The sequence below is a fragment of the Hymenobacter busanensis genome (assembly GCF_008727865.1).
Lineage (GTDB): Bacteria > Bacteroidota > Bacteroidia > Cytophagales > Hymenobacteraceae > Solirubrum > Solirubrum busanense.
The window spans coordinates 49,745-71,015 of the sequence record NZ_VTWU01000009.1 but is presented as its reverse complement, the minus strand read 5'-3'; the positions used below and the strand labels follow the sequence as shown (position 1 = coordinate 71,015).

Here is a 21,271-nt window from a genome sequence, read left to right as displayed (position 1 = left end):
CGAGCCCCTGCCCGCAACGGCCGGGGCTTTTTGTTGGGCCTGCAAGCAACCCTTTGGCATTTGTATGCCTCTGGATACCCGATGGAATTGGTATATTCAGGTGCTAGCCCCGGAGCAAAACGTATTCGGATGAAATACTTGGTGTGTATATGGTTGTGCTTGATGGGGGCTTGGCCGGCGTGGGCTACGCCCATCAGCCCGAGTGAACTGCTCGTGCTGCGCGACACTGCGCAGACGCACCGCTTCAACACCTACCTGGCCGAGCTGCACGACTCGCGCACCCAAAACGCACAGCCTTTGACGCTGGCCCAGGTGCAACAGCCGCCATGGGCAGACCAGTTTGTGCTCGACAATGTGCGGCAATCGGGCAAGGCGCCAGGCGTATACCGCTGGCTGCGCGGGTACGTACGCTCCGAAACTGCAGCCAGCACCCACTGGATGCTCCTGGTACAGGCCGATGCCGCCGCCGAGTTTGACGTGTATGCCGTGCGCCAGAACGGTCAGGTGCAGCACTACCGGTTGAATTCGGTGCTGCCAATGGCGCAAACGCACGCTGTGCCGCACCGCCACTACAACCTGCGCCTGAACCTGCCATTGGGCGAAACCGTGACGCTGTACCTGCGGGGCCCAGGTGACGAATCGTTGTTTGTGGGCGTTGCCGAGCAGGCCTACCTGTTGCAACAGGCCCGGCTTGGCGACCAGGTGATGGGGCCGTACTTCGGCATCCTGTTGGCGCTGCTGGCCTATAACTTTCTGCTATTCATCTCGGTGCGCGACCGGAGCTACTTGCTCTACTCGCTTTACGTGGCCTGTTTTATCCTGCTGCAGTTCGACATGACGGGCTACATGCGGCAGTTTTGGGGCGAAGGGCTGAGCGGCTACGCAATGGACCTGCGCCAGAACCTGCTGCTGAGTTTGTGCATCTTCTTCGGCACTCTCACGGCCCGCGCTTTCCTCGAGACACCGCGCCTGTTGCCGCGCTTCGATAAGCTGCTGCGCCTGACCTTGGCCGTGGCCTGGGTGCCCACTCTAGTAGCCGTGGTTCCGATGGGTTCGACGGTAGCACTGCTGGGGCCGGTTTGTGCGGCGCTGTGGACCAGCGTGGTACTACTGGTGGCCGGCATTCTGGTGCTGCTGACGGGCTACGGACCGGCCCGCTACTACATGCTGGGCTGGACGCTGCTGCTGCTGGCCATTGCCAACTTCTACCTGGGTTTGCTGGGCATCACCCCGCGCAACAACTTCTGGGCTTTCCACGGCGTGCACGTGGCTTCGGCGCTGGAAATGATTTTGCTGTCGTTGGGCTTGGCCGACCGCATCAACTTGGCGAAGAAGGAGCGGCAGCAGGCGCAGGAAGAAGCGTTGGCGGCCCTGCGCGACAAGGAAAAAGCGCAAACCCAAACGCTGGCCGCGCTCCACGAAACCCAGCTGGCACAAAACCAAGCCTTGGCTACCGCCCGCGAAAAGGACGAAGTGCAGCAAAACGCCAACCGGGCGCTGGCCGAGCGGGCCAACGAGTTGCAGCAGGCCTATCACGAGTTGCAGGAAAGCATCCGCACCTCGCACAAGCTGCAGGAGCTTGATGAGTTGAAGACGCGCTTCTTCACCAACATTTCGCACGAGCTTCGCACTCCGCTCACGCTCATCATCAGCCCTTTGGAGCAACTCCTGAGCGAAAGTCGCCATGAGCCCGGCGCGGCACCCCGGCCTGAGTATGCGCTGATGCATCGCAACGCCCGCCGGCTGTTGCAGCTCATCAACCAGTTGCTGGACATTGCCCGCCTCGAAAGCGGGCAGATGCGCCTGGCTGCGGCTCCCGTTGATCTGGCCCGTTTGGTGGGTACCAGCGTGGCGGCATTCGAGTCGTTGGCGGCCAGCCGCGACGTGGCTTTGTCGTTTGAAGCCGAAAGCGAGCTGCCAGATGTGTACCTCGATGCCGACCAGTTCGACAAAATTCTCTACAACCTGCTGGGCAATGCCCTCAAGTTCACACCCGCCGGTGGGCAGGTTACGGTGAGTGTTGGCTTGGCTCACGAGCACGCTGTACTGCGCGTGCGCGACACGGGCGTGGGCATTCCGGCTGAACACCTCCCGCTGATTTTCGACCGTTTCCACCAGGTCGACAGCAACCTGACGCGCCTGCACGACGGCACGGGCATCGGCCTGGCCCTGGTGAAGGAGCTGGTTACGCTGCATCACGGCGCGGTGCGCGTCATGAGCACCGTGGGCCAAGGCACCACGTTTGTTGTGGAGCTGCCGCTGGGTGCGGCGCACCTCACGCCGGCCGAGCTAGCCGACGCGCCTCTCGAAGCCCAAGCGCCCCAGGTGCCCGAACTGCGCGGCTCCAAGCTGCTGGCCCTAACGGAAGCCGACTCTGAACCTACGGGTGAAGATGCGCGGCCGCTGGTGCTGGTGGTCGAAGACAATCCTGAAATGCGCGACTACCTGCGCACTTGTCTCGCTACCGATTTCCGCGTACTGACGGCCGACGACGGCGAGCAGGGCCTGCAACGCATCGTTGCCGCCGTGCCCGACTTGGTGGTATCGGACCTGATGATGCCACGCCTCGACGGGCTGGAGCTGTGCCGACGCCTGCGTGCCGACGAGCGCACGAGCCACATTCCCGTCATTCTGCTCACGGCCCGCTCGGAGCAGGAAACCCGGCTAGCAGGTTTTGGCCTGGGCGCCGACGAATACCTCACCAAGCCCTTCCGCCCCGATGAACTGCGCGTCCGCATCCACAACCTCATCCGACAACGGCAGCTGCTGCGGCAGCGCTTTGGGCGGGAGCTGAAGTTGGAGCTGAGCGAGGTAAGCGTCACGTCCACCGACGAGGCGTTTCTCAGCCGGGCCATGAATGTGGTGGAGCAGCACTTGGCCGACGCCGACTTCAGCGTCGAGGCGTTTGCCGAACACATGGCCATGAGTCGGGTACAGCTGCACCGCAAGCTCAAAGCTTTGACCGACCAGTCGACGTCGGAGTTTGTGCGCACCCTTCGGCTGCGGCGAGCGGCCGTGCTGCTGCAGGGCCAGGCCGGCAACGTGGCCGAAGTAGCCGATCAGGTCGGCTTCGCCAACCTGTCGTACTTCGCCAAATGCTTCCGGGAGCTATACAACCAAACACCTTCGGAGTATGCGGCTGCCTCTTTGGTCGCCGCCGATACCTCTTCCCGATAAATTAAATTGGTCGTTACGCCACTTTTTTTAGGCTGTAACTCCGCACGCATCCAACAATTAACACTCAGTATATCAGCAATTTAACCACCTCGTTACATGTGTGTTATTCTTTGAAACATTTGTATTAGCTGTTTATAGGTTCAGGAGTACACCTTTGTTTCGCTACTGAACGAAGGCTGCTAGCACTGGCAGGAGTTCAGTTAGCAACCGGCTCTTCCCGGCTTGTTCGTCAAGCCAAGAGTCCGGGCTACTTCCGAAAACTCATCAACCGTTTTGCTGCTATGCTTGCTTTGGGAAGACTCGTTGCGGATGACACATTGCTGCGCTGGAGCAGCCGCATTAGCGCTTGGATGGGCGACTTTGACCAAGTGGACATGAGCATCCGCTGGTCGTACTCGCAGCGGCCCGCCGAAGCCCAGCAGTTCGACCGGAAGCTGGCCATTATGTGCTACCTATCCATTTTCGGCTGGCTGTTGGCGTACCGCATGCCCAAAGAGCAACGCTCGACCCTGGTGAACTTTCACCTTCGCCAAATGACACTCCTGCACATTGTCACGCTGGCCTGCCTGTTCAGCCAGGTAGCCATGCTACCGGTGTGGGGCTGGAGCAGTCTGATGATGTCGGGCGTTTGCTTCGGGGTCATCATGCTGATGCGCATGTTCGGCGTAATGGCCGCCATGAATTCCTCGCAAGAGCCGCTGCCGATAATTGGCCGCCTGGCCCAACGCCTCCTGCGTGACATTTAAGCAGTAGCGGCCCTACTCGGCCTCTTAGCAAAAGCACCAGCCACAGTTTGTTCACCCCGCACTTGGCCTATCCAGGCTGGGTGCGGGGCTTTCTTTTTTACAGTGTTATGAGGCTAAAAACCTGCTTTACGATCTATTGGCACTATTCTCACATCATCATGCGATTGACGCAGGCACGGGTCAAAGGTAGCTTTGTAACAGTCAATTGGACTTGACTTCACACTTGTTGTTCCCTTCATTTCACCGTACCTCCATGAAAACGCTTAGCCTTTCTGCTCTGTTGCTGCTCCCGGCTTTGGCCACCACTCCGGCTTTAGCCCAGACGCGCACCACCGCCAAACCAGTGGCCAAAACCACTGCGGCCAAACCAGCGGCTACGGCTTCCAAATCGACAGCGGCCGCCAAGCCCGGCACTGCTGCTAAGCCTGCGCCCAAACCGGTTGCCGTGGTAGAAACACCTACCGCCCCTGTTGAAAGCACCAAGCCCGCCGCCCAACCGGCCGCGAAAGCCGCGCCGAAGTCGTCGAGCAGCAGCATGGAGACCTTCACCAAAGGCAGCACGGCGGTAAACTTGGGTGTGGGCGTAGGTCTAGGGTACGGCTACGGTTTTGGCACCATTAAAGCTACGCCAGCCATGAGCCTTTCGGTAGAGCGCGGTTTTATCGATGGTGTTGGTCCCGGAACCATCGGTATTGGCGGCTTGGTGGGATACAAAGGCTACCACTACGACTATTCGGGCGGCTACAAGGCCAGCTGGAGCAATATTCTGGTCTCGGCCCGCGGCACTTACCACTACAACATTCTGGAAAACCCCAAGCTGGACACCTACGCCGGTCTGAGCGTGGGCGTACGGGTGGAATCGTACAAGAACACCTACTTCGACAACACCCCCGGCTACGACGGCTACAAGAGCAGCAGCTCTTACATTACCTCGGGCCTGTTCATCGGTGGCCGCTACTTCTTCACCGACAACATCGGTGCCTTTGCGGAGCTGGGCTACGACATGAACTACCTGAAACTGGGCTTGTCGGCAAAGTTCTAGCCCTCCCCTTTCTCCACCACCCACGCCTTTGCAACCCGCTCGATATGTTTTCCCGCACGCGTTTGCTCTCGGGCTGGGTTTTGTGCCTGCTTCTCCCGGTTGGCTGTAGTCAGCTCCAAGAGGCGCCCAATGCTCACAAAAAGGTAGCTGCAGTTAGCCGGGCGGCGCACCAGATCGAGCAAACCCTGGCCCGCACCGAACGATTGCAGCGCAAGCGGCACGTACTGGGCGACACCCTGTCGTTGCCCTACCGGGAGCTGCAGAAATACCTGCCCGCCACCGTTGCTGGCTTTGTGCGCGACGGCAACCCGCAAGGCGAATCGGTGAACATGGGCGGCGTGAGCTACTCCACCTGCGAGCAGCACTACCGCAAAGGCAATCAGCGCCTGAAAGTGCAGCTGGTGGACTACAATGGAGCCACTGCTCTTTACGCTGGCGTAACGGCCATGATGTCGGCCAACTTTTCTCAGGAAAACGACGAGCAGCTCATGCGCGGCTGCAACCTGGGCTTACCCAACGTGCAGGGCTACGAAACCTTGCAAAAGAAAGAACGCCTTGCGTCCGTGGCGCTTGGTGTCGGCGACCGGTTTTTCGTCTCGGTTGAGCTAAACCAGCAGCAGGATACCGACGCCGTACGCAACGTAGCCCGCGCCATGGACCTGCAGGCGCTGGCCAAGTTGTAGCTCCGCTTCCGCGGCTGCCCTCATTGCATACCTCATTCTCATTTTCTGCCTCACCACCGATGAAAACGATACTTCTTGCCCTCTTGTGTTGCCTGCCGCTTGTGTCGCAAGGGCAATTGTATATGCTCAACCGCGCCGTGGAGCGCGCCGCCAGCCGCGTGGCCGAACGCAAAATTGAGGAAGCCGTGGACCGCAAGGTGGCGGAGAAAACGGCCGACTACTACAGCACCCTGCTGGAAGAAGGTCGTCTGATGTCGCACGCTATCCAGTTTGAGGAAGGCACCGCCACACTGCTTGCCGACTCGCAACCCTTTGTGAAGGGCATAGCCGATGCCCTGCGCCGCGACCCGGCCATGAAGCTGCGCATCGAAACCCACACGCTGGTGGCCGGTGATGCTACCGCCAACCTGCGTCTTTCGCAGCGCCGCGCCGATGCCGTGCGCGCCGCGCTGATAACCGCTGGCATTGAGGGTACCCGCCTCACGGTGAAAGGCCTGGGTGAAACGCAACCCCTCTACACCGACCCGGACGACGAATACGCACCGCTTAACCAGCGCGTGGAATTCGTCAAGCTCTGAGGGCATTAGGCCCTGCCCGCTTCTGCACCCACTTGCTATGATGACATCTTCTTCGGCATCCGCAGTATTTATCCGCCGCTCGGCGGGTGTGCTGCTTGCCGGCCTGCTCGCGTTGGCCTTGGCCAGTTGCGACGATGACGACAACCCCGCCGAACCACAAACCAAAACCTACTTCGGCGACACTGTTACAATGGGTAATGGTTCGGCTCGTAGCTTCGTCACGCTCGACAAGAACGGCGTTCCAACTGAAGTGGGGGCGCGCATGACGGAAGCGGCCCTCACCGGCCTGCCTACCACCGACCCCGTGCCGCCTACGCCGCCCACGTGGTTTCGCCTGCCGCTACCTGCCGAGGCCGCTAAAACGGCTTACGACCATGTGTCGGTTGACTGGAACCCTAATGGCCACGAACCGGCCGGCGTGTACACCTCGGCGCACTTCGATGTGCACTTCTACATGATGACGCTGGCCCAACGCCAGCAAATTCAGCTCAACGACCCCAAAGGCGAAATTCTGCCCGAGGCCCGGTTTCTGCCCAGCGGCTACATCTCGCCTCCGGGCCCGGTCAACACCATTCCCATGATGGGCCGCCACTGGGTCGACCCCACCGGCCACGAGTTTCACGGCCAGGCTTTCACCCAAACCTTCATCTACGGCTCCTACGACGGCAAAATCAACTTCATGGAGCCCATGATTGCCAAGACTACTCTGGCCGCCAAGACCACGCAAACCTTCGAAGTACAGCAGCCGCAAGCCTTCCAACTGACCGGCCGCTACTACCCCACCAAGTACACCATCGCTTTCGATCAGCAAGCCAAGGAGCATGTGGTAGTGCTCCACGACATGGTATTGCGCTAACCGCTGTTGTGCGCGGCCTTGCTACAGTGGCTGCGCTCCTCGACACTTTTTCCAGTAGCTGGGGGCGAACGGTGGCCCCGGTCCAACGAAAAAGCAAAAAGCCCCGGAGCTCTGCGCCGGGGCTTTTTCATGTCGTAACAGGAGTGACTCGTTATCCAATCAGCCCCAGGAACTTATGGGGCTTTTTGTGCTTCAGCGGCTTGCCCTTGGGGTCGATACCGGGCGCGGGGCGCGACTGGCCACGCTTTTGCAGGGCGGCGCTGTTTTTGTCGCGGAAGCGTTTCACGGTGAAACCACCGCTGCCTTTCTCATACTGGCGCGAGCCGGCCGAGCTGCCCGCCGAGTAGCTGGTAACGCCCGAACGGGCTTCCAACACCTCAATCTGCTGGTCGCGCTTCACCTCGTCGGGGTTCATGCTCATGCGGCGCTGCATGCGGGCCAGGTCGTCGGGCGAACCGGCTTTGCGCTTGCGCAGGCCGGCTTCGTTGGCCTTCTGGGCTTGCTCCTCCCGCGAGGCGGCCGCCGTGGTCTGGGCGTGGGCAGCATGTGTCGTCAGCAGGCCGGTGCAAAGCAGGGCCGCGGCGGCAAAAAATACTTTCATGGGTGATGGTTGGGTGTGGGTGGGCAAAGCGTCCCGGCAAACCATGTGCCACAGGCTGCGGGAAAAACGGGGTGGATGGGCAAGTTAGTTCCTATTTTTAAAACTTGTAAGTCAGCCCGATACCTAACGTTTCCTTGAACTGCACGCGCCGCCCGCGCGAATCGGGCACGCCGTCTTCGTTGCGGTCGACGGGCACCAGAATATCGTCGTCGTAGACCAAGACGGTGGCTACGCTGGCACTGACGAATTTGTTGACCTTGAAGTCAATCAGGTTCTCCCAGTTCACGTCGATGTTCTGCGGGTTGTGAAAGTAGTTGCTGAACAGTTCCAGCTTGGTTTGGTAGGTGATGTTGGTAAGTACTGGCTTGCGGTAACGGCCGTTCAGATAGGCCCCTATTTCCTCGCGCAGCCGCTCGCCGGTACCTGCCACCGGCCGGCCTTGGGCATCGCGCCGGGCCGCTTTCACGCCAAATGCGCCGGCATCGGCCAGCGTACGGTCGCCCACCACGGTAAACTTTCCGGTAATGGGCGACAGGAACAGCGAGAAGTCGGTGTTGGGCCGGTAGTCGATGCCAAGCGAGGCCAGGATGTAGGCCGGGGCAAAGAAGCGCGAGAGCAACGAGTCGGTTCGCACCAGATCGGTCGTGGGCGTAAGCTGCGTTTTCAGGTTCAGCTGGGCCGCCCACGACAGCTTGTTGGTGAGAAAGTGGCCGTAGCGGGCATTCAACTCCAGCCGGTCGTCGTTTTTGCGCACCCGTGCTTTGCCCGGCTTTAGCAGGCCGTACACCACATCGGCGGCAAAGTCGAAGGTGTGCTCGGGGCCGCGGTAGTGCGCAAACGAGTTGCCGATGGCCAGCAACGACAGGGAGCTTTGCCCGCCCGGCGCCCAGTTGCGCAGGCTAACCTGGCTGAAATTGAACGTACCCACGCCGCCACGCCGCCAGCCCTGGGTGGTATCTACTTCGGTCGAAATCTTGTAGGTAGTGGGCGGCAGCGGCGCGCGGTTGGGCGCCGGGTCCTGAGCCAGCGCAAGCCGCGGGGCAAGGCTGAGCGTGGGCAATAGCAGTAGGGTGTAGAGCGTCTTCTTCATAGTCGGGAGCAGGAAAGGAGAACAAAAAGGCCGATTTCCGGCCCCTCTAACGTGAGCGGTGGAAATCGGCCAGCAACGTTTTTTGCGGAACGTAAAGGTGTGCAGGTGCTGCGTTAAGCGTTGCGGGTGCGCAGGGCGTCGCGAATTTCCATCAGCAACACTTGCTCTTTGGAAGGCGTCGGCTCCGAAACCACGGCCACCGGCGCGGGGCGCTTGAAGCGGTTGGCCAACTTCACCACCCAAAAGATGACGAAAGCAATGACCAGGAAGTAGATGATGGCATTGATGAAGTTGCCGTAGTTAAGCGTGGCTGCTTTGGCATCCTGGGCGGCCTTCAGCGAATCGTAATGCTGACCGTCGAGGGCAAAGAACTTCTCCTTGAAATCGATGCCGCGCGTCGCCAGACTCAGGATGGGCATGATGATGTCGTCGGTAAGTGAGGCGACGATTTTGCCGAACGAAGCGCCAATGATGACGCCGACGGCGAGGTCAAGTACGTTGCCCTTCGAGATGAATTCCTTGAATTCGGAGACGAAGCCCATGGTGATGTGTTGGTTGGGGTGAGAGAAGGAAAGCAGGACCCGACCAAAGTAATAATAATATTCACCGGTGTGAATTATTACTTTGCCGGTACCGCTTGCAAACTTCCGTTTTATGCCGGCCGAACCACAGACCTTTCGCCCGACGCCTGCCCAGCCTCGCCGGACGAGTCGTTCTGCTCGTTTGGCCCTGGCATACCTCGCCCACAATTGCTGTCTATCTTTGCCCATCACCTCATTCCCTTGCCTGCACGCCCCTGCGCATGAGCACTGCCCTCGACAACCTCGCCCTCGACCGCACCGATGATGGCATTCTGACCATCACCGTAAACCGCCCCACCAAGCTCAACGCCCTGAACGCGGCCACCATTGCCGACATCAAACAGGCCATGGAAATGGCCCGCGACGATGAGCGCGTGCGCGGTGTCATCATTACGGGCAGTGGCGAAAAGGCTTTTGTGGCCGGTGCCGACATTGCCGAGCTGGCCGGCCTCGACGAGGTGATGGGCCGCCGCGTGGCCGAAGCCGGGCAGGAAGTATTCTGCATGATTGAGGAAAGCACCAAACCGGTTATTGCGGCCGTCAACGGCTTTGCGCTGGGCGGCGGCTGCGAGTTGGCCATGGCCTGCCACATACGCGTAGCCTCCGACAATGCCCGTTTCGGCCAGCCCGAAGTGAACCTGGGCCTGGTGCCCGGCTACGGCGGCACCCAGCGCCTCACCCAGCTGGTGGGCAAAGGCAAGTCGCTGGAGCTGCTGATGAGCGCCGACCAGATCAAAGCCGATGAGGCCCTGCGCCTGGGTTTGGTAAACCACGTGGTGCCGCAGGCCGAGTTGCTGAACTTCTGCCGCCAGCTGCTCACGCGCATCATTTCCAAAGCGCCGCTGGCCGTGGGCATGGTCATCGACTGCGTAAACGCCTATTACTCGCCCGAGCGCAACGGCTACCAGGCCGAAGCCAACGCTTTCGGCCGCTGCTTCCGCTCCGCCGATTTCCACGAGGGCACGCAGGCCTTTTTGGAGAAACGCCCGGCGCACTTCACCGGCGCCTAAGCCTGTTGGTATTGATTGCGGACGCTAATTCCACGACCTAAGTGAGCGGACTGGCCAAAAAGCTAGCCGGCCAAACGGCCGTGTACGGCGTGAGCAGCATTGTGGGCCGCGTGCTCACCTACTTGCTGGTGCCACTCTACACGGCCCGCTTTGCGGCGTCGGAGTACGGCATCGTCACCGAGCTGTACGCCTACGTGGCCTTCCTGAACGTGGTCTTCACCTTCGGGATGGAAACGGCGTTTTTCCGTTTTGCCAACCGCGCCGGCGCCAACCGCCGCAAGCTCTACAGCCAAGTGCTGAGCTTGCTCTTGCTCAGCAGCGCAGTGCTTAGCGGGTTGGTCATGCTGCTTTCCGGGCCCATTGCCGAAATCCTCAAGTACCCCGGCAAAGAGCGGTTCTTTATCTGGCTGGCCTTGGTTATGGCCATCGACGCGGTGGTGGCCATTCCGTTTGCGCGCCTGCGGCTGGAAGGCAAGGCCAAAAAGTTTGCCGCCATCCGCTTGGCCAACGTAGCCGCCAACGTCGGCCTGACGCTGTTTTTCGTGGTGTTCTGCGCCGATGTGTGGCAGGGCAAATACCTCACGGGGTTGCGCCCGCTCATCGGCTACATCTACGACCCCGACCTGGGCGTGGGCTACGTGTTCTGGGTGAACCTGCTGGCCAATGCGCTGTTCATTCCGCTGCTCTGGCGCGAGCTGACCGATTTCCGCTTCCGCCTCGATTGGGCTCAGGTCCCGGCGCTGTGGCGCTACGGCTACCCCATCATGCTCATGGGTTTGGCCGGCATGATCAACGAAACCCTCGACCGCCCCATGCTCAAGTACTGGCTGCCCGAAGGCTTCTACCCCGGCCAGTCGAACCTGACGGCGGTGGGCGTGTACGGGGCCTGCTACAAGCTCAGCATCTTCATGCAGCTCGTCATTCAGGCCTTCCGCTACGCCGCCGAACCGTTCTTCTTCTCGCAGGCCCAGGAAAAAAACTCCCCCGCCACCTTTGCCGTGGTGCTGAAGTGGTTTACGCTCTGCTGCGCGGTTATTTTCGTGGCTGTCAGCCTGAACCTCGACATTTTGGAGCACCTGTTTCTGCGCCGCCCCGAGTACCGCACCGGCGTGGCGGTGGTGCCGGTGCTGCTGCTGGCCAACCTGTTTCTGGGCGTGTACTACAACCTCTCGGTGTGGTTCAAGCTCACCGACCGCACCTACTTCGGCACCTACATCAGCGCGGGCGGCGCCCTGCTCACGGTGGTGCTCAACTGGCTGCTCATCCCGCACCTGGGCTACCTGGGCTGTGCTTTCACCACCCTGGCCTGTTACTTTCTGATGGCCTTTACCTGCTGGTGGCTGGGCAACCGCTACTTCCCGGTGCCCTACCCGGTTGGTCGGCTGGCCGCGTGGCTGCTGCTGGCCGTGGGCGTGGTGGCCGTGGGCTGGTACGTGCCCATTGCCGACTGGTGGTTGCGCCAAGGCGCGCACGTACTGCTGACGCTGGGCTTTGTGGCCGTGCTTTTTGTGGTGGAGCGCCGCACACTGCCTGCCGCGCGAGTGGCAGCCAAACCGTAGCTTTGGGCCCGGTAGCAGTCGAGCTGCCGCCTTTCGTATGCTGTCTATCAACATCATTAACCGCTCGGGCCACCCGCTGCCGGCCTACCAAACCGCCCACGCCGCCGGCATGGACGTGTACGCGCACCTTCCGGCCGAGCCCGTCACGCTTGGGCCGCTGCAGCGCGCCCTCATTCCCACCGGCTTGTTTCTGGAAATTCCCGAAGGCTACGAAGCCCAGGTGCGCCCCCGCAGCGGCTTGGCTTACCGCCACGGCATCGGCATTGTCAACAGCCCCGGCACCATCGACGCCGACTACCGCGGCGAGTTGAAAGTGCTGCTTGTAAACCTGTCCGACACCGATTTTGTGGTGCAGGACGGCGAACGAATTGCGCAGCTGGTAGTGGCCCGCCACGAGCGGGTGGCGTGGCAGGCCGCCGAAGAACTGAGCGAAACCCAGCGCGGCGCGGGTGGCTACGGCAGCACCGGCACCAAATAACTTCTGCGGCAGGTGAGTACGTAACACTGGCCGGGGCTTTCATTCGGTTATTTAAGCACTTACTTCGCCCTCAGGTGCAAAAAAATCTGCGAAATCAGTAAAATCCGTCAAATCTGCGGTCGACTTTTGCGGGGCGTTTTGCGGCCCGCTACGTACACGCCCCAAACTTTCTTCTTCTCTCACGACCCCCTATGAAAATCATCGTCCCGATGGCCGGCATGGGCAAGCGCATGCGCCCCCACACCCTCACCGTACCGAAACCCTTGATTCCGATTGCCGGCAAACCCATCGTACAGCGCCTCGTGGAGGACATTGCCAAAGTGGTTGGGCAGCAGGTAGAAGAGGTAGCGTTTATTGTGGGCCGTTTCGGGGCCGAGGTAGAGCAAAGCCTGATCAAGATTGCCGAATCGGTGGGCGCGAAAGGCACCATCGTGTACCAAGACGAGCCGCTGGGCACGGCCCACGCCATTTTGTGCGCCAAAGACTCCTTGAGCGGCCCGCTGGTGGTGGCTTTTGCCGATACCTTGTTCAAAGCCGATTTCACCCTCGACACCTCCGCCGACGGCACCATTTGGGTGCAGCGCGTGGAAGACCCGCGCCCCTTCGGCGTGGTGAAGCTCGACGAGCAGGGTCGCATTACCGAGCTGATTGAGAAGCCGCAGGAGTTCGTGTCGGACCTGGCCATCATTGGCATCTACTACTTCAAAGACGGCGAGTACCTGAAGCGCGAGCTGCAATACCTGCTCGACAACGACATCAAGGACAAAGGCGAGTACCAACTCACCAACGCCCTGGAGAACATGAAAAACCAGGGTGCCGTGTTTATTCCCGGCCCGGTTACCGAGTGGCTCGACTGCGGCAACAAAGACGCCACCGTTTTCACCAACCAGCGCTACCTCGAATACCTAAAGGAAGCCGGCGAAGACACGGTGTCGAAAACCGCTACGCTGCAGAACACCGTAATCATTCAGCCGGTGTACATCGGCGAAAACGTGGTGCTCGAAAACAGCATTATCGGCCCGCACGTGTCGGTCGGCGACGGCTCGGTGGTGCGCCACTCGGTGGTGGTCAACAGCATCCTGCAGAAGTCGGCCACGGTGCAGAACGCCAACATTCAGAACTCGATGGTGGGCAGCCACGCCAGCCTCACCGGCACGCCTGCCGACCTGAGTGTGGGCGACTACAACGCGCTGAAACTGTAGGCGCGTCGGGCGGGTTTTGGGGGGAATGCCGTATCTTTTAGGAGCCACGGCAATTCCCGCCCAAATGCTCCGTTACTCTCTTTTTTTGCGCTTCGTCGCTGCCGTTTCCATGACCCGCGCTGCTGCTTACTTCCTTCTTTTCACGGTCCTGCTGCTGGCCGGGCCCACGTATGCCCAGCAGGCATCCCCGGCAACCGACGGCAAACCCAAGAAGGAAAAAGCGAAGAAGCTCACGCGCAAGGAGAAGAAGGAGCTGCAGCGCCAAGCCCTCATCGAAGCCGCCAAGCAAAACCGCCAGCTCACCGAGAAAGACCGGGAAATGAGCGAGGCGTACTTTGTGGATGGCGTGAAGTTTTTGCTGCTCGAAGACTACAATAAGGCCCAGGAACGGCTGCTGAAAGCCTACCAGCTGAACCCCAACAACGCGGCCATCAACTACAAGATTGCCGAGACGAACCTGCTGACCGGCAACCTCAAAGACGCTGCCAACTTCGCCCAGGCCGCCCTGCGCATCGACGCCAAAAACCCGTACTACTACCTGCTGTTGGCCCAGATTTTCAGCACCCAGAAGCAGTACGACGAAGCCGCCAAGGTGTACGTGAGCCTGGTGCACGACGTGCCCGATTCCAAGGAATACCTCTTCAATCTGGCCGATTTGTACCTGCAGCAGGGCAAGCTGAACGAAGCCCTGACTGCTTTCGACGAAGCCGAGAAAGAGTTCGGCCCGCTCGACGAAGTGTCGTTCAAGAAGCAGCAGATTTACCTCAAGCAGAACAACCTCGACAAGGCCCTGCAGGAAGGCGAAGCGCTGATTGCGGCCAACCCCGACGAGGTGCGCTACGTGCTGGCCCAGGCCGAAATGTACGCCGCCAACAACCGCCTGCCCGACGCCATTCGGGTGGCCCAGAAAGCCCTGCGCCAGGACCCCGACAACCCGCAGGCTCACATGATCTTGGCCGACGCCTACCGCCAGCAGGGCAACACGGCCGAGTCGGAGGTGCAGATCAAGCAGGCGTTTGAAAGCCCGGGGCTGAACATCGACCAAAAAGTGCGCATTCTGGTTGATTATCTGAAGCAGCTGCCCAATCCGGCCATCGAGAAAACGGCGCTGGAACTGGCCGACATTACCACCCGCGTGCATCCGAAAGAGCCCAAGGCCTACTCGGTGGCTGGCGACGTGCAGCTGCTGGCCAACAAAAAGGCCCAGGCCCGCGACAACTACCTCCGGGCGCTGCGCTTCGACAACTCGCACTACAAAATCTGGCAGCAGGTGGTGAGCATCGACGCCGAGCTGGCCCAGACCGACTCGCTCTTGCGCCACACCAGCCAGGCGCTGGAGTTGTTCCCAAATCAGGCCGTATTCTGGTTCTACAACGGCGTGGGCTACTCCTTCGCCAAGCAGCCGGCCAAGGCCGTTCGCTCTTTGGAGCAGGGCCGTAAGCTGACCACCGACAACCCCGAGCTGAGCGCGCAGTTCGATACCCAGCTCGGCGACGTGTACCACGAGCTGAAGGAGTACGACAAGTCGGACGCCGCCTACCAAGCCGCGCTGACGTTTGACGCCAACAACGCGCAGGCCCTCAACAATTACAGCTACTACCTCTCGCTGCGCGGCAAGGATTTGCCCAGGGCCAAGGAAATGGCGGGCAAGCTCGTCAAGCAGTTTCCCGACAACGACACCTACCTCGATACGTACGCCTGGGTGTTGTACAAGCTGAAAGACTACAGCGGCGCGCGCCAACAGTTGGAAAAGGCCATCAAAACTTCGAAGGATGGCACCGTGCTGGAGCACTACGGCGACGTACTCTTTCAACTAGGCGATGCGGCCGGCGCCGTGGAGCAGTGGCAGCGGGCCCGCAAGGCCGGCGGCACGTCCACGCAGATCGACCGCAAAATCAAAGACCGTAAACTCTATGAATAGACGCTGGCCGTTGCTGCTCGCGCTAGTAGGAAGCCTGGGGTTGGGCGCCTGCCACCGCTCCATCTTCCCCACCAAAACTGCCACCGCGCCGCCCAAACCGGTAGCGCCGGAAGTAAAAGCCCGAAACCTCGACTTCACCTATTTGTCGGCCAAGGGCAAGGCGCAGATTGATGCCAACGGCGAGAAGTACTCGGCCAACGTGAACCTGCGCATGCGCAAAGACAGCGTCATTTGGCTGTCGGCGTCGTTGCTGGGCGTGGAGGGCGTGCGCGCCATGATTACGCCCGACTCGGTGCAGGTAATTAACAAGCTGGAGAAGACCTACTACGCCGGCAATTTCTCCTACCTCACTCGCCAGTTCAACGTACCCGTCACCTTCACCCAAATGCAGGCGCTGCTGCTGGGCGACTACCTGCCCGCAGCATCCGACAACACCGGCCTGCGCGTGAGCAACGAGGGCCCGGTGCAAAAAGTGAATTACCAGCAGGCCAGCGTGCTGGTGGAGCAGCTGATTGATTTGAGCCGCTCGCGCGTGCAGAAGCTGACCGTGCAGGACGTGCAAACCAACAACAGCGTAACCGTCACCTACGCTGATTTCAAACCGCTGGAAAAGAACGCCCAGCTGTTTGCACACGGCACGTTGGTGGAAGCGCAGCAGCCGGGGCGCCCGGCCGCCGTGGTGTCCATCAGCTACCGCAACGTCGACCTCGACAAGGAGCGGCTGGATTTTCCGTTTAGTGTACCGGCCGCATATGGGCGTAAGAACCGCAAGTAGCCGCCGCGGGCAGCTGGGGCTGCTCATCGGGCTGCTCTTGCTGGCGTTTATCACGTCGGTGCCGGGGCAGCAGAAGCGGCCCAGCCAGCAGCGAACGACGGTGAAAACCAAAGCCCAGCTGGAACGGGAACGGCGCAACACCCTGCGCCGCATTCGCGAGACGAGCCGCATTCTGGAGCAAACCCAACAGAAAAAGCAATCCTCGCTGGGGCAGCTGAACGCGCTCAAGGAGAAGATTACGGTGCAGCAGGACGTCATCAAAAGCACGTCGTCGGAGCTGCAGTACATCGATACCGACGTGCGCCAGACCGAAACCCAGGTGAAGGTAAAGCAGTCGGACCTGGAGCGGCTGAAGGCCGAGTATGCCCAGCTGGTATACGCGTCGTCGAAAACGGCCAATTCCTACAACCGCATCATGTTCCTGTTCGCCGCCGACTCGTTCAACGAGTGGATGCGGCGCCTGAGCTACGTGCGGCAGTACTCCGAAGCGCGGCGGCAGCAAGCGGCCGTCATTCAGCGCACCCAGGAAGATTTGCACCAGCAGCTAACCGGCCTCACGCAGAAGCGCCAGCAGAAAAGCGTGGTGCTTAGTACCCAGCTCAACGAGAAGCGCAGCCTGCTGACCATGCGCGAGCAGCAAGACCAAGTGGTGCAGCAGCTCAGCCAGCAGGAAGAGCAGCTGCGCAAGGAACTGGCCGAACGCCAGCAGTCCATCCGTCAGCTCGACAACCTGATTGCCCAGCGCGTGCGTGAGGAAATTGCCCGCGCCGCCCGCGTGGCCGCCGCCCGCGCCGCCGCCAAAGCCGCCGCCGCCAAAGCCGCCGCCCAGGCCAGCGCCGAACGCGCCGAGCGCCCCACCGCCACCGCCGCCGAGCGCACCACCGCCCGCCGCGACGCCGTGGAAGCCGCTGAAGCCGCCGAAGTAGCCGAGGCCACCACCCGCACCGACCGAGTGACGCTCACGCCCGAAACGGCCGAGCTATCGTCGTCTTTCTCCGACAACCACGGCCGCTTGCTGTGGCCCGTAGCCCGCGGCTTCATCTCGCAGCGCTTCGGCCGCCACCCGCACCCGGTGCTCAAGAACGTGACCGTGGAAAACCGCGGCGTCGATATCCAGACCAGCGCCGGCGAGCCGGTGCGGGCCATTTTCGACGGCAAGGTGCTGACCGTGGCCAACATTGCCGGCATGAACAACGTGGTGATGGTGCAGCACGGCGAGTACTTCACGGTGTACGCCAAGCTGCGCTCGGTGAGCGTGAGCGAAGGCCAGACGGTGAAAATGCGCCAGCCCATTGGCACGGTGTATACCAACTCGGAGGGCACCTCGGAACTGCAATTCCAGGTATGGCGCAACAGCACCAACCTCAACCCCGAATCCTGGCTCGGACGCAAGTAAGGGCCGTGCCGCTCAGCCGAGGGCAAAAAAAAACACCGTACAGCATACGGTGCCTTTCTGAGCTATGAAAACAAACTTAGCTATCAGTTAATCCTTCTCCAGCGCTGGGCGCCAAAAGATTAATCCCCCGATAACATCCGAAAGATAGAAGGTTGCTGGGCTTTTCGGTTCGATTACTCGCCCAATGGCGCATATTCCTCGCTGAAAAGCAGCTGTACGTAGACGACACTCGTGTACCTACACCAAATTCAGCTGCCCCATCAGGTCGCCTTTGTAGGAGTTCCCGATAGGAACCGCCACGGAACGGCCCGCGTCGGCACCGGTTCGGGAGTTGTCAATCATCACCGAGTCGCCTTCAATGGCCACGATACGATCGAGCCGCACGATGTATTTGCGGTGTACCCGCACAAAATCGCGTCCGGCCAAGCGCACCAACATGTCTTTCATTGTAGTGTATACGGTGAAGCGCTCCTGAGCGGCGTAAATATTTACGTAGTCGCCCAGGGCTTCCACGTAGCGAATATCGGCCGTGTTGATTCGCACCAGCTTGTGCTCTTGCTTCACAAATATCTCCGAGCGCCCGCCCGAATACAGCGTCTGCGCGGCGTCGTTGGCCATGCGCATCAGGCCGTCGAGCTTCTGCTGCTCCTGCTCTAGCTGCAGGCGCGCGCGTCGCAGCTCCAAATGCGACACCACCTCCCGCGCCAGGGTTTGAAGCGCATCGCGCTGGGCAGCGGTCAGGTGGCGGGGCTTGGTGTCGATGGCACACAAGGCGCCCAAGGGCTGCCCGCTTGGGGTGACGAGCGGGGCCCCGGCGTAAAAGCGGATATTGGGGTTGCCGGTTACCAGCGGGTTGTTGCGGAACATCGGGTTGGACTCCACGTCGTCGACCTCGTATACCCCGTCTGCGACCATGGCGTACTGGCAAAACGAATACTCTCGGGGCGTTTCGGAAATTCCGTCTAAGCCAAAGTTGGCTTTGAACCACTGGCGCGAGGTATCGATGAGCGACACCAACGAAATGGGCGTACCGCATATATAAGCGGCCAGCCGCGTCAGGGCATCGAAGTCTTCGTCGGGAGCAGTGTCTAGGATTTGGTAGGCGCGCAACGCTTCCAGCCGCTCTTCCTCAGTGGAATAGCGGGAATCGGCTTTGGCAAGAGCAGGGGGAGGAATGGTAGCGCGTGTGGGCATAGCAGCAAGGAATTGGCACGGGCGGAGGAAATGCACAATTCTTCTGCCACGGATACGGCAGAAACAGGTTAGCAAGATACATACGTGCCCAATTTCACTCTGAGTTTTGCGCGACGAACAAAAATATTCTACCGCTCAATGCGGATTTTCACCCGTTCAACACGAAAGCGGCTGCTACTTGCGCGGCGGCATCCGGATGCCGCAAACCGCTTTCTACCGCCCCCCATTTGCAAAATATGGGGTATCTTTACAATCCCAACGGCCGGCGCATTCGTACGCCTTTCTTTCGCCTTTAACTTCCCTCGGCCTCATGTTCTCTTCGCTTTTCCTGATTGGCAGCTTCGGTACGACTGAAATCCTGCTGATCATTTTTGTCATCGTGCTGCTGTTTGGCGCCAAGCGCATTCCTGAGTTGTTTAAAGGCATGGGACAGGGCGTGCGTGAGTTCAAAGACGCGACCAAGGACTCGAACAAGCCCGAATACCGCGACAACGACCCGCAGCAGCCGCGCTCCTAATTCTGCTTCGCCATGCACACTCCTCTTTTGTTGTTTCTGGGTGACTTGGGCGGTGGTGAGATTATGCTCATCATGGTCGTCATCCTGATTTTTTTCGGCGCCAACAAGATTCCCGAACTGGCTCGGGGCCTTGGCAAAGGCATTCGCGAATTCAAAGACGCCTCGCGCGAGATTCGCAGCGAAATCGAAAATGCCGGCAGCACGCCCAACTACCAGCAGCCGCAGCCGGGCTATCAACAGCCCGGCTACCAGGCTGCGGAGCCGCCCACGCCGGTAGCCTACCAGCCCACGTCACTCGATCAGCCCGAGCAGCCGGTTTCGGCACCCGAGCAACCCACGGTAACACCCGCTGGCTTGCCCCACGTCCCCTCCGCCGCCGACGACAAGCATCCTACCACTTGATCTAACACAAGCTCCCTTGAGACGCTTCAACTCCCTAACGGAAGTTCGTAACGAGCTGACGGCCGGTTCTTTCACCTGCCGTCAGCTCGTGGAGTATTATCTGGATAACATCCAGCGCAAACAGCACCTGAACGCCTTCCTGGAAGTGTGGGCCGACGAAGCCCGCCAACAGGCCGACGCCGTGGACGCCAAGCTGGCGGCCGGCACGGCCGGCAAGCTGGCCGGCATGGTCATCGGGCTGAAGGACGTGCTGGCCTACAAAGGCCATACCCTCCAATCGAGCAGCCACATCCTGGACGGCTTCAAGTCGCTCTTCACGGGCACGGCCGTGCAGCGGCTGCTCGACGAAGACGCCATCCTGATCGGCCGCCAGAACTGCGACGAGTTTGCCATGGGCGCCTCCAACGAGTCGTCGTACTTCGGCCCGGTGCGCAACGACCTTGACCACGAGCGGGTCTCGGGCGGTTCGTCGGGTGGCTCGGCGGTGGCCGTACAGGCCGATATGTGCCTGGCTTCCATCGGCTCCGATACCGGCGGCTCGGTGCGCCAGCCGGCCGCGTTTTGCGGCATTGTGGGGCTGAAGCCCACGTACTCGCGCGTGTCGCGCTACGGGTTGGTGGCCTACGCCTCGTCGTTTGACCAGATCGGCCCGCTCACCTGCTCGGTAGACGACGCCGCGCTGCTGCTGGAAGTAATGGCCGGCCCCGACGAGTTTGATGCTACCGTGAGCCACGAGCCCGTGCCGGCTTACTCGCGGCAGCTGGAGCCGCAGGCGCACTACCGCGTCGGCTACATCCGCGACACGCTGGAGCGGCCGGGCCTCGCGCCCGACATCAAGCAGGCCGTGGAAACGACCATTGAGCAGCTGCGCGGCCAGGGCCACGTGGTCGACGCGGTGGATTTCCCCTACCTCGACTACATGGTGCCCACCTACTACATCCTCACCACCGCCGAAGCCTCGTCCAACCTGGGCCGCTTCGATGGGGTGAAGTACGGGTACCGCGCCGACGACGCCACCGACCTGGAGTCGCTCTACAAGAAAAGCCGCAGCCAGGGTTTTGGCCAAGAAGTGCAGCGGCGCATTCTGCTGGGCACCTTCGTACTATCGGCCGACTACTACGACGCCTACTACACCAAAGCCCAACGCGTGCGGCGCCTCATTAAGGAGCAGACCGACGAGCTGCTGCGCCAGTACGATTTCCTGATTCTGCCCACGGCGCCCACCACGGCGTTCCGCATCGGCGAGAATACCAAGGACGCGCTGTCGATGTATCTTGCTGATATCTTTACCGTTCAGGCGTCGTTGGCGGGCGTGCCCGCCATTTCGGTGCCGGCCGGCCACGACCAGCAGGGCTTACCGATTGGCCTGCAGATTATGGGCGGCGCGTTCCGCGAAGCCGACTTGCTGGCCTTTGCCAAACACCTGACCGAAACCGTTGCTGCCTCTGTAACCACTCCCTGAC

At 60.7% G+C, this 21,271-nt stretch carries 20 protein-coding genes; 16 read left to right on the top strand and 4 right to left on the bottom strand.

Translation table 11 applies throughout. The features are described from left to right. Positions 1-162 precede the first annotated feature (162 nt). The 6 genes from F0P96_RS19660 to F0P96_RS19635 all read left to right on the top strand — a co-directional run bounded on the left by F0P96_RS19660 (position 163) and on the right by F0P96_RS19635 (position 7,082). On the top strand, positions 163-3,177 hold the full coding sequence (locus tag F0P96_RS19660; protein WP_160620165.1) for a 7TM diverse intracellular signaling domain-containing protein: 3,015 nt from the start codon (positions 163-165) through the stop codon (positions 3,175-3,177). A 281-nt stretch (positions 3,178-3,458) separates the two neighbouring features. Beyond that, positions 3,459-3,923, top strand: coding sequence for a hypothetical protein (locus F0P96_RS19655; protein WP_151080704.1), 465 nt, complete (start codon positions 3,459-3,461; stop codon positions 3,921-3,923). 253 nt (positions 3,924-4,176) lie between these two features. Further along, positions 4,177-4,965: a hypothetical protein gene (locus F0P96_RS19650; protein ID WP_151080703.1), complete on the top strand. Its 789-nt coding sequence runs from the start codon at positions 4,177-4,179 to the stop codon at positions 4,963-4,965. 44 nt (positions 4,966-5,009) lie between these two features. Further along, a complete protein-coding gene (locus F0P96_RS19645) occupies positions 5,010-5,648 on the top strand; it encodes a hypothetical protein (protein ID WP_151080702.1) in 639 nt (212 codons plus the stop codon). A 59-nt stretch (positions 5,649-5,707) separates the two neighbouring features. Beyond that, the gene (locus tag F0P96_RS19640) at positions 5,708-6,226 is read left to right on the top strand and encodes an OmpA family protein (RefSeq protein ID WP_151080701.1); all 519 of its coding nucleotides are present in this window, start codon (positions 5,708-5,710) and stop codon (positions 6,224-6,226) included. A gap of 37 nt (positions 6,227-6,263) precedes the next feature. Then, the gene (locus F0P96_RS19635) at positions 6,264-7,082 is read left to right on the top strand and encodes a DUF5602 domain-containing protein (RefSeq protein ID WP_151080700.1); all 819 of its coding nucleotides are present in this window, start codon (positions 6,264-6,266) and stop codon (positions 7,080-7,082) included. 151 nt (positions 7,083-7,233) lie between these two features. On the opposite strand, the gene F0P96_RS19630 is transcribed toward F0P96_RS19635, so the two are convergent. From F0P96_RS19630 to mscL, 3 genes are all read right to left on the bottom strand, one after another. Beyond that, positions 7,234-7,683 (bottom strand): hypothetical protein, encoded by a 450-nt coding sequence (locus tag F0P96_RS19630; RefSeq protein ID WP_151080699.1) that lies wholly within the window; start codon positions 7,681-7,683, stop codon positions 7,234-7,236. 97 nt (positions 7,684-7,780) lie between these two features. After that, positions 7,781-8,773: a DUF3078 domain-containing protein gene (locus F0P96_RS19625; protein WP_151080698.1), complete on the bottom strand. Its 993-nt coding sequence runs from the start codon at positions 8,771-8,773 to the stop codon at positions 7,781-7,783. Positions 8,774-8,886: 113 nt separating this feature from the next. Further along, a complete protein-coding gene (gene mscL / locus F0P96_RS19620) occupies positions 8,887-9,315 on the bottom strand; it encodes a large conductance mechanosensitive channel protein MscL (RefSeq protein ID WP_151080697.1) in 429 nt (142 codons plus the stop codon). A 260-nt stretch (positions 9,316-9,575) separates the two neighbouring features. Here mscL and F0P96_RS19615 point away from each other — a divergent pair, with 260 nt between their 5' ends. From F0P96_RS19615 to F0P96_RS19585, 7 genes are all read left to right on the top strand, one after another. Next, the gene (locus F0P96_RS19615) at positions 9,576-10,364 is read left to right on the top strand and encodes an enoyl-CoA hydratase/isomerase family protein (RefSeq protein ID WP_151080696.1); all 789 of its coding nucleotides are present in this window, start codon (positions 9,576-9,578) and stop codon (positions 10,362-10,364) included. Positions 10,365-10,405: 41 nt separating this feature from the next. Then, complete coding sequence (locus F0P96_RS19610; RefSeq protein WP_151080695.1) at positions 10,406-11,923, top strand: oligosaccharide flippase family protein; 1,518 nt, start codon at positions 10,406-10,408, stop codon at positions 11,921-11,923. Between the two features lie 40 nt (positions 11,924-11,963). After that, positions 11,964-12,401 (top strand): dUTP diphosphatase, encoded by a 438-nt coding sequence (gene dut / locus F0P96_RS19605; RefSeq protein ID WP_151080749.1) that lies wholly within the window; start codon positions 11,964-11,966, stop codon positions 12,399-12,401. A 191-nt stretch (positions 12,402-12,592) separates the two neighbouring features. Further along, complete coding sequence (locus F0P96_RS19600; protein WP_151080694.1) at positions 12,593-13,603, top strand: sugar phosphate nucleotidyltransferase; 1,011 nt, start codon at positions 12,593-12,595, stop codon at positions 13,601-13,603. Between the two features lie 109 nt (positions 13,604-13,712). Next, on the top strand, positions 13,713-15,524 hold the full coding sequence (locus F0P96_RS19595) for a tetratricopeptide repeat protein (RefSeq protein WP_235917538.1): 1,812 nt from the start codon (positions 13,713-13,715) through the stop codon (positions 15,522-15,524). Then, complete coding sequence (lolB1, locus tag F0P96_RS19590) at positions 15,517-16,299, top strand: lipoprotein insertase outer membrane protein LolB1 (protein ID WP_160620167.1); 783 nt, start codon at positions 15,517-15,519, stop codon at positions 16,297-16,299. Before F0P96_RS19595 ends, lolB1 begins: the two co-directional genes overlap by 8 nt. After that, complete coding sequence (locus F0P96_RS19585; RefSeq protein WP_151080691.1) at positions 16,277-17,695, top strand: murein hydrolase activator EnvC family protein; 1,419 nt, start codon at positions 16,277-16,279, stop codon at positions 17,693-17,695. The genes lolB1 and F0P96_RS19585 overlap by 23 nt, the downstream gene beginning before the upstream one ends. A gap of 237 nt (positions 17,696-17,932) precedes the next feature. Here F0P96_RS19585 and F0P96_RS19580 read toward each other — a convergent pair whose 3' ends face one another. Beyond that, positions 17,933-18,889: a GAF domain-containing DNA-binding protein gene (locus tag F0P96_RS19580; RefSeq protein ID WP_151080690.1), complete on the bottom strand. Its 957-nt coding sequence runs from the start codon at positions 18,887-18,889 to the stop codon at positions 17,933-17,935. Between the two features lie 310 nt (positions 18,890-19,199). Between F0P96_RS19580 and F0P96_RS19575 the strand changes: the two genes are divergently transcribed. Genes F0P96_RS19575 through gatA form a run of 3 tightly spaced genes read left to right on the top strand, consistent with a single transcriptional unit; the run spans position 19,200 to position 21,270 of the window. Further along, on the top strand, positions 19,200-19,406 hold the full coding sequence (locus F0P96_RS19575) for a Sec-independent protein translocase subunit TatA/TatB (RefSeq protein WP_151080689.1): 207 nt from the start codon (positions 19,200-19,202) through the stop codon (positions 19,404-19,406). A gap of 12 nt (positions 19,407-19,418) precedes the next feature. Then, complete coding sequence (tatA, locus tag F0P96_RS21395) at positions 19,419-19,808, top strand: twin-arginine translocase TatA/TatE family subunit (RefSeq protein ID WP_151080688.1); 390 nt, start codon at positions 19,419-19,421, stop codon at positions 19,806-19,808. Between the two features lie 16 nt (positions 19,809-19,824). After that, a complete protein-coding gene (gene gatA / locus F0P96_RS19565; protein WP_151080687.1) occupies positions 19,825-21,270 on the top strand; it encodes an Asp-tRNA(Asn)/Glu-tRNA(Gln) amidotransferase subunit GatA in 1,446 nt (481 codons plus the stop codon). The last annotated feature ends 1 nt before the right edge of the window (position 21,271 follow it).